This is a genomic window from Trinickia violacea (assembly GCF_005280735.1).
Lineage (GTDB): Bacteria > Pseudomonadota > Gammaproteobacteria > Burkholderiales > Burkholderiaceae > Trinickia_A > Trinickia_A violacea.
The window spans coordinates 1,157,003-1,169,971 of the sequence record NZ_CP040078.1 but is presented as its reverse complement, the minus strand read 5'-3'; the positions used below and the strand labels follow the sequence as shown (position 1 = coordinate 1,169,971).

Here is a 12,969-nt window from a genome sequence, read left to right as displayed (position 1 = left end):
CATTTTGCATAACTTTCCGCTTTATATAAAGTCCAGTACACGACGCCCTAACGGCGACAAACACAATCCCCTCATGGAGACACCGCGATGGATCAACCCATCATCCTGACCGAACGCGATTTTCCGTCGCATCCGGCTTACATCCACCCGCCCTATGGCTCCTCGGTCAAGCGCGGCCCGACGCTGCCGCTGATTCCGCTGAAGGAGAAGCTGCGCGATCAGTACGTGCCCGTCTACGGCACCGAGGATCTCGGCGCGCTCGACAACGACCTCACGCGCAACGCCGCGAGGAACGGCGATCCGCTCGGCGAGCGCATCATCGTCACGGGCCGCGTGCTCGACGAAGGCGGCCGCCCGGTGCGCAACACGCTGGTCGAAATCTGGCAGGCCAACGCGGCCGGACGCTACGTCCACAAGGTCGACCAGCACGACGCGCCGCTCGATCCGAACTTCCTCGGCGCAGGCCGCGCGATCACCGATAACGAAGGCCGCTATCGCTTCCTGACGATCAAGCCCGGCGCCTACCCGTGGGGCAACCATCCGAACGCCTGGCGTCCGAACCACATCCACTTTTCGCTGTTCGGCGAGTACTTCGGTTCGCGCCTCGTCACGCAGATGTATTTCCCGGGCGATCCGTTGCTCGCCTACGACCCGATCTTCCAGGGCACGCCGGAACACGCGCGCGACCGGCTGATCTCGCGCTTCACGATGGACCGCACGGAGGAAGGCTACGCGCTCGCCTACGAGTTCGACATCGTGCTGCGCGGCCGCAACGAAACGCCGATGGAGCGCTAAGCCATGACTCAGACCCTCAAGCAAACGCCGTCGCAAACGGTCGGGCCGTACTTCGCTTATGGCCTCGTGCCGCAGCAATACAACTTCGATTTGAAGAGCCTGTTCACGCCGGTGCTCGTCGCGCCTGAAACGCCGGGCGAACGCATCACGATCGTCGGACAGGTGTTCGACGGCGACGGCAATCCCGTCAGCGATGCGTTGATCGAAGTGACGCAAGCCGATAGCGAAGGCCGCTATCCGGCCTCGCGCGCCGACATCGCGGCCAACGGCTTTCGCGGCTTCGGCCGGGTGGGCACGGGCACCGATGCGCAGCACCGCTTCGTGATCGAAACGGTCAAGCCGGGCAAGACCGCGCCCGATAGCGCGCCGCATGTGAACGTGACGGTGCTGATGCGCGGCATCTTGCTGCATGCGTTCACACGCATGTACTTCGACGATGAAGCAGCTGCGAACGCCGTGGACCCGGTGCTCGAAGCGGTGCCTGCGAATCGCCGCGCGACGTTGATCGCGCGACGCGATGCTCAAGCGGGAGGTAACGTGTATCGCTTCGACATCCGTATGCAGGGGGCTGGTGAAACGGTGTTCTTCGACGTTTGACGCGCCGCGCGCAATTGGAATGTGCTCAGGGCCGGCTCGATGCCGGCCTTTTTACGTGCGCGGTTCAACCGAATGACTCCGCCAGCTGGATGAGACCAAAGTCCAATTGCCCGAGCGCTATGCCTGACCTAGATTCCTAGAGTCGAGTGACGGGCGGCCGGCCGGCCACGACGCCGGCAAGGAGCAAGACATGGCGACGTCGAAAATGCCGATCTATGCGCTGGCACGGACTCTGGCCCTTGCGCTGATGCTATCGGCAGCGCTTCCGGGCCCTGTCGCAGCGCAAGACCCCGGTTGGCCGCGAGAGATCACGAGAGACGACGCCACGCTCGTCTACTACCAGCCGCAGATCGACGATTGGAAAGAATTCAAGGAAGTCAGCGGTCGCATGGCGATCAGCGTGACGCCGCGCGGCGACAAGCCGCGAGTCGGTATTGTCGAGCTGCAGATGCACACGGATGTCGACGTCGACAGCCACACCGTGCTCTTGAGCCATCCGCAAATTACCGGTACGAGTTTTCCTGACACGGACCCGGCAACGGCCCAAAAACTCGATCAGCTCGTGCGGAAGTTTCTCAACCCACAGGCTTCGCTGACCATCTCGGTCGACCGCCTGATCGCAAGCGTGGAGAAAAAGAACGCTCCGCCGATCGCCGCAGTCAAGAACGACCCGCCCACCATCTTTGTCAGTTTCGGTCCGGCGATCCTGCTGTTTGTCGACGGCGAACCGATTCTTGCGCCGATTCAGAATTCCGACCTCGCGTTCGTCGTCAACGCAAGCTGGCCACTGTTCTTCGATGCCGCCGGCCACCAGTACTACCTTTTCACCGGACAGTCATGGATGACGTCGACCGACCTGAAAAGCGGATGGGCGCAAGCGCAGACGCTTCCCGCCAAGATGTCGAAGGTGCCTGCCGATCCCACCTGGGCAGACTTGAAGCCCTATATCCCCCCGCCCAAAGGAAAGCAGGCCAAAGCGCCCGGCGTGTTCTTCAGCAATACGCCCGCGGAACTGATTGTCTTCGACGGAAAGCCTGTTTATGCAACGATTCCCGGCACCCAACTGGTCTTCGCAAAAAATACCGATAGCGATGTGTTCGTCTATTCACCGACCAGCACGTACTACTACTTGAGCGCCGGCCGCTGGTTTTCCGCGCCCGGGCCCACCGGGCCGTGGACGTTCGCGACGAATCAATTGCCGCCTGATTTCGCGAAGATTCCGCGCGACAGTGCGGCCGCCCGGGTCCTGAGTTCCGTGCCGGGAACGCCAGAAGCCAACGATGCGGTGCTGCTCGCGCAGATCCCGACGACGGTGGAGATCAACCCCGCCGCGGCAGCGGCCGCGGTCAAAGTCTCGTACAGCGGCGACCCTCAGTTCCAGCCGATTCAAGGCACGACGCTCGCCTATGCGGTGAACACGCCTGACAAAGTCATCAAAGTGCAAAATCACTATTACGCTTGCTCTCAGGGTGTCTGGTTCGATTCTTCGTCGCCAACCGGGCCGTGGCAAACCAGCACTTCCGTACCCCAGGTCATTTATACGATTCCGCCGAGTTCGCCCGTCTATAACGTGACCTATGTCACGCAATACGCGACCCCCACCGGCGCGGTACAGGCAAGCTACACAGCGGGGTATCTCGGCGTCTTCATCGCAGGCGCAACAGTCGGCGCGATCATCGCGCAAGGCAACGGGTACTACTACCCGCCCTACGTCGGCGTGGGTCGCGGGCCCTACCCGGTGTACTACCCCCGTCCGGCGCCCTATGGCTATCGCACCTACAACCCTTATACGGGCACGAGCGCCGTGAGAGGCGTCGCTTACGGACCGAACGGGAGCGCTCAGTGGGGTGCGTCGTACAACCCGTCCACCGGCACCTATGCACGCGGCGCGACGGTTTCCGGGCGATACGGCAGCGCAAGTGTCGCGCAAGCCTACAACCCGTACACCGGCGCCTATGCTGCTACGCGCCAAGGCTCGAACGCTTACGGCCAATGGGGAAGTTCGGTTGTCACGAAGGGCAACCAGTGGGCTGCGACCCAGCATTCGACGACGGCCAAGGGCTCGGTCGGTACGTATCAGAACTCCGCAGGAGGCAAGGCCATTGCTGGCACGAGCGCCAACGGCCGTGCAGTGGCGGGTAAAACCGCGAGCGGCGACATGTACGCGGGCCGTGACGGGAACGTCTATAAGAACACCAACGGCAGCTGGCAGAAATACGACAACGGCGCCTGGTCTCCTGTCAACAAGCCCACGCCACAGGCGGCACAACAGACTGCACAGACCGCTCAGCAGCAGCGTTCCGGCGGAACCCAGACCGCCAATTCCGCCACTGCCCAGCAAAGAGCACAGAGCGCTCAGCAACAGCGTTCCGCCGGAACCCAAACCGCCAATTCGGCCACTGCCCAGCAAAGAGCACAGAGCGCTCAGCAACAGCGTTCCGCCGGAACCCAAACCGCCAATTCGGCCACTGCCCAGCAAAGAGTTCAAAGCGCTCAGCAGCAGCGTTCCACCGGAACCCAAACCGCCAATTCGGCCACTGCCCAGCAAAGAGCACAGAGCGCTCAACAACAGCGTCCCGCCGGAACCCAGACCGCCAATTCCGCCGCCGCTCAGCAACGAGCACAGAGCTATCAACAGCAGAACGCGCCTACGTCACCTGCAAACCGGCCGGGTGGCGGCAATCCCCAAGGTTCTGCCGGTGGCGTGAGCCGGGCCAGCCAACAGGCCTCCGCCGGTGACCTGAACCAGCAGATGCAGAATCGGCAGCGAGGTGCGGCCGGGAGCCAACGCTACGCCCCACGCGGGGGCGGTGGCGGGGGCGGTGGCGGCGGTTTTCGCCGATAGCGGTCCGCGGAGTGGAAGGAGGTAACGGACCTTGGCAAGCGTATCCGCGTCTATGACCTTACCGGTCAGTGACCGGACAACAGGAGCATCGCACATGACAGAAGCAGACGTAAAAGAGCGCGCCTTTGCAATGCCGCTCACAAGTCCGGCGTTTCCGCCGGGTCCCTATCGTTTCGTCGATCGGGAGTTCCTGATCATCACCTATCAGACCGATCCCGACGCGCTGGCCGAAGTGATTCCCGCTCCGCTGGAAATGACCGATCCCATCGTCAAATTCGAGTTCATCAGGATGCCTGATTCAACCGGGTTCGGCAGCTACACGGAAAGCGGTCAGGTCATCCCGGTCAGCTTCCGCGGCGAACGCGGCGGTTATGTGCACGCGATGTTTCTCGACGATGGGTCTCCGATTGCCGGAGGGCGTGAACTCTGGGGATTTCCCAAGAAGCTCGCCTCGCCCGAAATTCGCATCGAGAAAGACACGATCGGTGGCGTCCTGAGGTACGGGCCGGTTCCGATCGCGGTCGCAACGATGGGTTACAAGCACCGAGCGCTTGCGCACGATCCGATTCTGGCCTCGCTGTCGGCACCGAACTTCCTGCTTAAGATCATTCCGCATGTGGATGGCACCGCTCGCATCTGCGAATTGGTACGGTACTTCTGCGAGGACATTACCGTGAAGGGAGCCTGGGAGGGGCCGGCCGGGCTCGAGCTGTTTCACCATGCGCTCGCGCCAGTCGCAGCGCTGCCGGTGCTCAAAGTGATATCGGGCGTGCATATCATGACCGACTTGACGCTCGGGTTGGGCACCGTCGTCCACGACTATCTCGCTGAGTGAGAGGAAGCGCGCAAAAGGCCTGAAGCGGAATGTTGTCATGGCCGGCTCGACGCCGGCCTTTTTACGCGCGCGGTTCAACCCATTGACTCCGCCAGCTCGGCGCCTCAAAGGGATCCGAAAAATACTGGGTCTCGTGCACGACCTTGTCGTTAGCGAACTCCATGATGCTCACGACGTACGATGCCTGGCCCTGATAGGTGATCGTGTATTCCGTAATCCAGAGATTCCCGTTGCCTTGGATTCGCCTGACATCGAACCCTGCGGGCTTGCCTGGATGATGGCCTCGCAACGCCTGCAAATTGCTTCTTCCAACGATGCGTTCGCCGGATTGCGGATATTCACAGACGGCACCATCGTCATAGATATCGTGTTCGGCGTTCAGATCCCCAGCGGCCGACGCCTGCCAGTGCGCATTCAGGGCTTCACGCATTTGACTCTCGTGCATGGGTCACCTCCTGATCAGGCAAGTTCCGCCGTACATGACTGCATGTCGTATCTACTATGGTCTCGATCCATCATAGACACCAGAACCGGTGCGATTGCCTGTGCGCAGCTAGACGTCAACGGTCAATCCTTGGCGGATACGGGATTGCGCCAGCGCTCCCACATTAACGCTTTCTGACTGTCTGTATAGTAGATCCGCCGTCTCTGTTTCATTGCGACACTCCTTGCTGCTATCCAGCTTCAAGTGTGTTGCATCGACGGGTTGAATCCGCGGCCAGGAGCGGTCCGTCGACTGCAACGTCTAGTTCATTGACAATGAGCGTTTTCCAAACGCCTACACGATCCCCTTATCTTTCGGGTGGTGGAAATTGACGCGAGCACTATTCATCTGCAGCCGGAACCGGCTTCGGAGCCCAAGCGCGGAAGAGGTATTTTCCAGTTGGCCCGGCGTCGAAGCGGATTCAGCGGGCCTTGCTCCCGATTCGATAGCGATCGTGTCGGACGAGCAGATCGCGTGGGCGGAGATAATCTTTGTCATGGAACGCGCACACAAGGTCAAATTGTCGAAGAAGTTCGGCTCACGCCTGAAGGGAAAAAGGGTTGTGTGCCTCGACATTCCCGACAAGTACGCATTTATGCAACCGGAACTAATCGTCGAGCTGGAACGGAAGGCCGGAAGATTTTTGCGGGTTAGGCGTCTAAACGGAGGCAACCGATGACACGAGTTCGCGTTAACGGCTTCACCATCTCGCTCGACGGATACGGGGCAGGTCCGAATCAAGATATCAACAACCCGCTCGGCATTGGCGGGACGGAACTGCACCAGTGGCTAATCCCAACGCGCACGTTCCAGCGGGCCCTGTTCGGCAAGGACAGCGGTACAACGGGGATTGACGATGATTTCGCCGCCCGTGGCTTTCAGAATGTTGGGGCCTGGATTCTTGGGAGGAACATGTTCGGACCCATTCGTGGGGACTGGCCGGACACGACCTGGAAAGGCTGGTGGGGAGACAGTCCGCCGTATCACGTTCCAGTCTTCATCTTGACGCATCATGCTCGTCTCCCCATCGAGATGGAGGGCGGCACGACGTTCCACTTCATCACAGGAGGTATTCGCGAGGCGCTCGACCGTGCACGCGAGGCCGCTGCCGAAATGGACGTGCGGATCGGCGGTGGGTCGGACACAATCCGGCAGTATCTTCGTGAGGGCCTTATTGATGAACTGCACATTGCTATCGCGCCGGTCCTGCTCGGCAGGGGAGAATCGCTGTTCGAAGGCGTCGACTTGCGGACTCTGGGATACGAATGCGTTGAATTCGTGGCGTCGGAAAAAGCCACGCATGTCGTCCTAAGGCGCCAAGGGCGCACGGACGCCTAACCACTCGCTGAAGGCCGACGTCCCTGACGGGCCACGGCCTTAGCTTAGACGTTGAGTGTCCGCTTTTCCAATCACCGACCCTCCGCATTCGCAAGCTGCCTTCAAGGGCAGTCAAGAGTAAGGTCATCGCTCTCCCGCAATTGACCTGGTCGTCGCCTAGGGTGGCCAGAACCTCAGCCTGCCTATTCGAACCAACCAAGGCTTCATCGACCTGCGCAGCGCAATCGCTGCGCCACCGGCCTGAAATTTCCGCTTCTATCACATGGACGCCGCCAACGGGATTCCCATAGTGCTGGGACGTGAAAAGTTCAACAGAATTGCCGTTGACAACCCAGGACCGTCTTTGTGCCTGAACCGTCTCAGTGAGTGCCGCGACGAGTTGGCGGCTGCAGGCTTTACCCTGATTTGTATCGATATTGCAATCGCGTCCAGTCGACTGGTCTCGATAAAGCGAAAGCCACCAGCTCGCATGCGATACAAACAGCAGCACATGACTATGCTTAGAGCGCAAACGCGCAAGTTCTTCCGCGATGCTCGGAAACGCGAGAATGTCGAGACCCTGATGGAGCAAGCAGCTGACGACATTAACATCCAGAATGCCAAGGCACGATTAATCAAATGTCGCTTGTACTATCTATAAGCCCGATCAACAAGCCGCCTTTCGGCATCTTCACTGGTTATGCTTCGCGTGGATGCTGCACCCTCGCCGGCTCGGGGACGGCGACGACAGACAAATCTGCTTGGATCGCAACTTGATACGGACCTACATCGCCTTTGTTCTTCTCGGAGTATTCTGGGGATCAAATTTCATCTACATGAAGTGGGCGGCTGCACTCATCAGCCCGGATCAGATATCGCTTTTGCGGGTGCTCTTTGGTTTCGTGCCGTTGGCTGTGCTCGCGTGGCGCAAAGATGTCATGAGGCTTCGCCAGTTGCGCTATCTGCATCATTTCTTAGTGATGGCGGCCCTGACAACGGCTTTCTGCTACTTCGCGACGGCAAAGGGTACCTCGCTGCTCCCGTCGGGCATCGCCGGCGTGCTGGGAGGGTCTTCGGCGATCTTCACCTCGATGGCATCGGGTCTGTTTCTGCGCGATGAAAAGATGAACCGGTTGATGGTATGCGGTGTCGCATTGGGAATGGCCGGCATCACGCTGATCGCCCGCCCATGGACTAGCATGAGTGACAACAACGCTATCAGCCTTGTGGGCGTCGCATGGATGCTAGCGGGAACGATAGTTTTTGGACTGTCCTATATCTATGTCCGACGCTTTGTTTCTCCGATTAACCTGGCTCCCCTTGCAATCGTGACGTGGCAGATGGGCCTCGCATTGCTGTTGCTCATTGTCCTGGCCAACGTCGCAGGCACCGGGCAGATACTCCAGAACTGGCGCGCCGCAGCAGGGATGGTGATCGGACTGGGATTGCTTGGTACAGGCGCATCAACGTTTTCCAGCCTGCGACTTCCTCGATTCCGCTCTGGCGTATGTTCTAGATGACCCGTCCGATCTCGGTGTCGCGGCGCACGCTATCAAGGCACTCGATCCATCCATGGGTTGGCAACGGCGAACGTCGGGGCTCAATGGAAGCGAGAACTATGTCGAGAGGCACGCTAACGGAATGGTTTGCGGCCCCGGGGGCATCGAAAGCCGTTACGACATCCAACTCGGGTTTTCGTTGCTGGCGCCTCTCACCCGGTATCCAGACCATCAGCATCTCCCTGAAGAGGCATATGTGCTGCTCACGCCGGGCGAGTTCAGGCAACGGGATGGAGATTGGTTCAATCCGGGAATCGGCGGGGGCCTGCATAATCCATCCAACGTTGTGCACGCGATGCGCTCTGGAACGGTCCCGTTTCTGGCGCTTTGGTGTCTCTTGATCTGATTGCCTGGTAACTGCGGATCGCCTGTGATCGGACACGTGACTTCCCCGACCAATATATCCAGCAACGAATACATCCACTGAAGCATGCTCAGGCTCGGCTCCGTCACAGCGGGCCAGTGCATCCTTCCGAACCGCATAGTTGCTTCGCTGATATGACAGCCACGCGATGGTTGTCGATCTTGTGGCCTCCGCGCTGGACATCACCGGGTGCGGCCCTGTCCGCACCGTGCGGCTCTGGCAGCGATGCTAACCCGCGTTTGATTCCTCGCGGCAGGCCAGCCACCACCTCACGGGAGTCATACTGACTAGGCAAAGGCTAGAAGACAGTCTCGTATCGGCCAGGTGTCGGCTGTATCGCAACCAACTCGCGCTGCTGTTGAAGTTCGCAAATTCCGCTAATGATGTCCGTTGGCGCGCTAATCGTGCCCATTAATTCTGCTAGCGCGGCTTTTCTACCGCAACGCGAACTCACTGCCCGACACGACTGACTAGGCGCAGGACGACACCGCGCTGACCAACACCCACACAAGGGGATGTTGAAGACCGCCAAAGTGACACACAAAATGTCATACTGTATGGCGTTTTTGATCTGCGCACTGGGATGAGCACCTTCCAAAGATCAAAAAAAAATGACCCCCGGGATTTGCATTTGCTGCAGCTTCAAGCGAATGCACCTATCGCGCTCCTCTACAACCGCATTAGCCGAATTTGCGGACACGCCAAACGCTCTAGCAAAATTAACGGACATCCTGTCGCTCACCCGTTGCTTAAACGCAACGGGTGACAGAACTAGCAATCGGGTCTCCCAGCGTTATCTGGCAGGGGCTGCGGACTTTCTTGCGCTAGCAAATGCCGTGAACATGGCTAGCGGAATTAACGAACATCAACAGCGGTCAACGCGAGCCAGCATGCGAAGCTCGGCGAGCTGATCGGCCCACGCGGGAACGCAAGCGTCGGATGCCGGGTTTCCGCGTCCCTCAACGCACCCAAGCGTTCCGGTTCGGCACACGCAAACCATCCGACGCAGCGCAACGAGAGCGTGGCAACGCACGGCACGATGCCAGGTGCTGAGATAGCGGGCCGGAAATGAGGCGTCGGACTAACCGTGCCTCAAGCGCGCCGGCAACTTGCGGCGCGTGTCTCTGTCCGCGGGTTATACGCTGGTATGGGCGTTCGAAGCCTATGTAGAAGTGCCGCCACCCCTCCGTAGAATGGTCTTTAGGCGCTTGCGCGTCTACCCTTGTGTCATGGCCGATGCGATCGCACGGTGCGCTCGCTACACGTCGTGTGATATGACGGCCAGTTTCGAGAGGGAAACATCATGTACAACGGACTGCACAACTGGATCTTTGTCGGTGCAAATGCATACGACGAGTACACATTCGTACCGTGGCTCAACCGGAACGTGTATCGGCGAACAGTAGAGCTGCACCGCATTTGCCTGCTCTAGCTGGTGCAATGCAGATCGGAATTGAGGTCGACCATGCATGTGCCAATAGTGGGGGCTGTCAATGGATCAATTGGCTATTTCTCAACGTGGCTTTCGCATTGGATTGCTATATGGCGCTGACGCGTTATCTATCTGTTTCGCGACGAGCTACGCCGGGATCATCTCGTTCATGGAGGTCGCGACGGAAGGAAGCTTCGTCAACGCAGGGGAACGAGCGGAAGTATGGATGGGTATGTCGGCGCCCCGGTGGCCCGGCATGAGTGAACACTGCCATGAAGGACGGGTTCGCCGAAACCGGTTCAATGGCGTGCGCGAGGGTTTTATCGAGGACCTGGCGCGTCACGAACTGGCGTCACGGATCGCGCGGTTCCGAATTCCATCGCTGGTCTTGTATGCCCCGCTGGATGGGACGGTGGGTATCGAGAATGCCGCGCGCATTTTTATTTTTACAGTTGCGATGCCCCCTAAGAGCTCTATTTTTCTGGTGAACGCCGACCACCTGCTGACGCGCAGCATCGACGCAGACTGTGCCGTTGCCAGGATATCGACTTGGCCTACGCGATATTTGGCTTCAGAACTTGAATACCGCAGCTCTGCATAAAGCGAAAACATTCTTGTACCTTGACCTATCCATTCACCAATAGGATTAAGCATGACTAACGGAACCACCACGAGCAATGCTGTCATCGAATGTATCCTGAGCCGCAGTGCCGCCAAGTACTACGACCCCGCTGCCAGCTTGAGCGACGATCAAATCCGCGAACTGGTGCAAATCGGCACCTCCGCGCCGACATCCTTTCACTTGCAGAACTGGCGCTTCATCGCCGTGCGCACGCCTAAAGCGAAGGCTCGGCTCAGTCCGATCGCCTGGAACCAGCCCGCAATCACCGATGCTGCCGTTACCTTCATCGTCTGCGGCCAGTTGGCCGATTCCAGCGTAATACCGGAACGCCTGGCTCCGCTGGTGGAAGCGGGTGTCATGCCGGCAGAGATGGTGGCGGAATGGGAAACCCCCGCACGCGGTCTGTACAAGGAGTACCCACAACGCCAGCGCGACGAGGCAGTACGCACTGGCACCTTCGGCGCAGCGGCGATGATCTATGCGGCCCGCTCGATGGGCCTGGGTTCGACGCCGATGATCGGCTTCGATGCCGAAGCCGTGCACCGCGAGTTCGGACTGGCCGAGGACGAGGTGCCGGTCATGCTGTTGACCGTGGGTGCAGAGCGTCCGGGAAACTGGGCGCAGAAGCCGCGCCGTCCTGTGAACGATGTATTGGATTTGGTATAAGCGTGTCGCCGCGGCGGTTACCGCGCCGACCGATTGAATGGCCGCCAAGTGAGAGGCGAACGCAAGCCACCTCCCTTGAAGGACCAACCAGCTTCGACCCAAGACCCGCGCACGAAGTAAGCTGACGGACAGTTCGCACAAGGACTTTCCTCGATTAGTAAAATCAGTAACCTAAGGAGTACCAAGATGTCGAGAAGTATTGCTCTATCACCGGGCCAGGTGCCGGCCGATTCGAAACCCACTCTCGATGCGTTCACCAAGAACATCGGGTTCACCCCAAATATGTTGGCGACCTTCGCGAAAAGCCCTATCGCGTTCAACTCATGGGCCACCCTGCTCGGCTCCATGAGCAAGGCGCTCGACGTGAAGACGCGTGACAGCATCGGCCTTGCTGTCTCCGAAGTGAACGGCTGCAACTACTGCCTGACGGTTCACAGCTTTACGGCCGAGCATATGGCCCAGCTGCCGGCCGATGAAATCATTCTCGCTCGTAAGGGCCATGCCACCGACCCGAAGCGGGACGCCGCCGTCCGGTTTGCGCGCAAAGTCATCGAGACCCGCGGAAAGGTCAGTGACGCCGATCTGAAAGCGGTCCGCGAGGCCGGCTACACGGATGCGAACGTCACGGAGATCGTCGCGCTGGTCGCGATGTACTCCCTGACGAACTTTCTCAATAACGTGTTTGATCCCGAGAAGGACTTTCCCGCCGTTACGCCGGCTGGCTCGATCTGAACTCTATCAGCTCGCATCGATGATCTCCGAGGGTTCCTAGAAGGTGTCAGCTGATGCGAGCATAATGCCAAAGCCCGGATGCACGCAGGAAGGAGTCTTGGCAACGTATCTGGGCTTTTCGTATGAGCCGACAAGTCTAGGGGGACGAAAATGACACTCAACCGCAGTGATCGTCTTCCGGAATTTTTGGACGAAACGGCGTCGCGTTCCGATGTTAGCGAATCGACGATTTTCGCCGAAGGCGTCCTTGGCGGTCACGAACGGCGTTTGCCGATATCGCATCGCCCGGGACAATAGTGAACTTGAAGCGTAATCCCGCCGTCGAAATCAAAGTAGTCGACGTCTTCCAGAGGCGCGGTTATCGATTCAAGGGCCGAGCGTTGATACTGCCGCCGGGCGATGATGAGTATTTGATGATCGCCGACCGGGGTCTGGCGACGAACGCTTCAGGGTATCCCGTCGTTCACGTAGTCAAAATCGAAACCACTTCGATCACCCCCTTTGCCGTCTCCAGCCCATGTCTTCGCCCATCCTTCTCGAAGTCAGGACGAAATCAGGAGAACCTACTGTCAAAAGTACGGTGTGAAACCCATCGGGGTATAGATGCAGGGTCCCCGAAGAGCGTGCGGATTTACGACCGAATCGCTGATCGCTCGAGTTTCATCCACACGTTGGGCTCGCTAGAGCACGTGGTCATCGTAGGCCTTGCCACATGTTGCGG

The 12,969-nt window shown here is 59.2% G+C and carries 10 protein-coding genes and 3 pseudogenes; 11 read left to right on the top strand and 2 right to left on the bottom strand.

Going from position 1 to position 12,969, the window contains the following annotated elements:
• Positions 1–87: 87 nt before the first annotated feature.
• The 4 genes from pcaH to FAZ95_RS27330 all read left to right on the top strand — a co-directional run bounded on the left by pcaH (position 88) and on the right by FAZ95_RS27330 (position 5,072).
• On the top strand, positions 88–795 hold the full coding sequence (gene pcaH / locus FAZ95_RS27345) for a protocatechuate 3,4-dioxygenase subunit beta (protein ID WP_137335607.1): 708 nt from the start codon (positions 88–90) through the stop codon (positions 793–795).
• A 3-nt stretch (positions 796–798) separates the two neighbouring features.
• A complete protein-coding gene (gene pcaG, locus FAZ95_RS27340; protein WP_137335606.1) occupies positions 799–1,392 on the top strand; it encodes a protocatechuate 3,4-dioxygenase subunit alpha in 594 nt (197 codons plus the stop codon).
• 448 nt (positions 1,393–1,840) lie between these two features.
• Entirely contained in the window at positions 1,841–4,237 is a 2,397-nt protein-coding gene (locus FAZ95_RS27335; protein ID WP_137335605.1) for a hypothetical protein, read from the top strand.
• A gap of 94 nt (positions 4,238–4,331) precedes the next feature.
• A complete protein-coding gene (locus FAZ95_RS27330) occupies positions 4,332–5,072 on the top strand; it encodes an acetoacetate decarboxylase (RefSeq protein WP_137335604.1) in 741 nt (246 codons plus the stop codon).
• A 61-nt stretch (positions 5,073–5,133) separates the two neighbouring features.
• On the opposite strand, the gene FAZ95_RS27325 is transcribed toward FAZ95_RS27330, so the two are convergent.
• Positions 5,134–5,517, bottom strand: coding sequence for a nuclear transport factor 2 family protein (locus FAZ95_RS27325; RefSeq protein ID WP_137335603.1), 384 nt, complete (start codon positions 5,515–5,517; stop codon positions 5,134–5,136).
• Positions 5,518–5,884: 367 nt separating this feature from the next.
• Here FAZ95_RS27325 and FAZ95_RS40235 point away from each other — a divergent pair, with 367 nt between their 5' ends.
• Together FAZ95_RS40235 and FAZ95_RS27315 are read left to right on the top strand one after the other, a co-directional pair.
• Positions 5,885–6,235 carry a low molecular weight protein tyrosine phosphatase family protein gene (locus FAZ95_RS40235; protein WP_137335602.1) on the top strand — a complete coding sequence of 117 codons (351 nt, stop codon included), beginning with the start codon at positions 5,885–5,887 and terminating at the stop codon, positions 6,233–6,235.
• The gene (locus tag FAZ95_RS27315) at positions 6,232–6,894 is read left to right on the top strand and encodes a dihydrofolate reductase family protein (RefSeq protein WP_137335601.1); all 663 of its coding nucleotides are present in this window, start codon (positions 6,232–6,234) and stop codon (positions 6,892–6,894) included. The genes FAZ95_RS40235 and FAZ95_RS27315 overlap by 4 nt, the downstream gene beginning before the upstream one ends.
• Positions 6,895–7,195: 301 nt before the next feature.
• Here the strand turns inward: FAZ95_RS27315 and FAZ95_RS40740 are convergent.
• Positions 7,196–7,384 (bottom strand): annotated as a pseudogene (locus tag FAZ95_RS40740) (N-formylglutamate amidohydrolase); the annotation flags it as partial.
• 202 nt (positions 7,385–7,586) lie between these two features.
• Between FAZ95_RS40740 and FAZ95_RS27305 the strand changes: the two are divergent.
• The 5 genes and pseudogenes from FAZ95_RS27305 (at position 7,587) to FAZ95_RS27285 (ending at position 12,248) form a co-directional block, all read left to right on the top strand.
• On the top strand, positions 7,587–8,393 hold the full coding sequence (locus FAZ95_RS27305) for a DMT family transporter (RefSeq protein WP_137335600.1): 807 nt from the start codon (positions 7,587–7,589) through the stop codon (positions 8,391–8,393).
• Positions 8,341–8,778: pseudogene (locus tag FAZ95_RS27300) on the top strand (dimethylsulfonioproprionate lyase family protein); the annotation flags it as partial. The gene FAZ95_RS27305 and the pseudogene FAZ95_RS27300, both read left to right, overlap by 53 nt.
• Positions 8,779–10,289: 1,511 nt before the next feature.
• Positions 10,290–10,442, top strand: a pseudogene (locus FAZ95_RS27295) (LysR family transcriptional regulator); the annotation flags it as partial.
• Between the two features lie 438 nt (positions 10,443–10,880).
• Complete coding sequence (locus FAZ95_RS27290) at positions 10,881–11,516, top strand: nitroreductase family protein (RefSeq protein WP_137335598.1); 636 nt, start codon at positions 10,881–10,883, stop codon at positions 11,514–11,516.
• Positions 11,517–11,702: 186 nt separating this feature from the next.
• Positions 11,703–12,248, top strand: coding sequence for a carboxymuconolactone decarboxylase family protein (locus FAZ95_RS27285; protein ID WP_137335597.1), 546 nt, complete (start codon positions 11,703–11,705; stop codon positions 12,246–12,248).
• Positions 12,249–12,969: the final 721 nt, after the last annotated feature.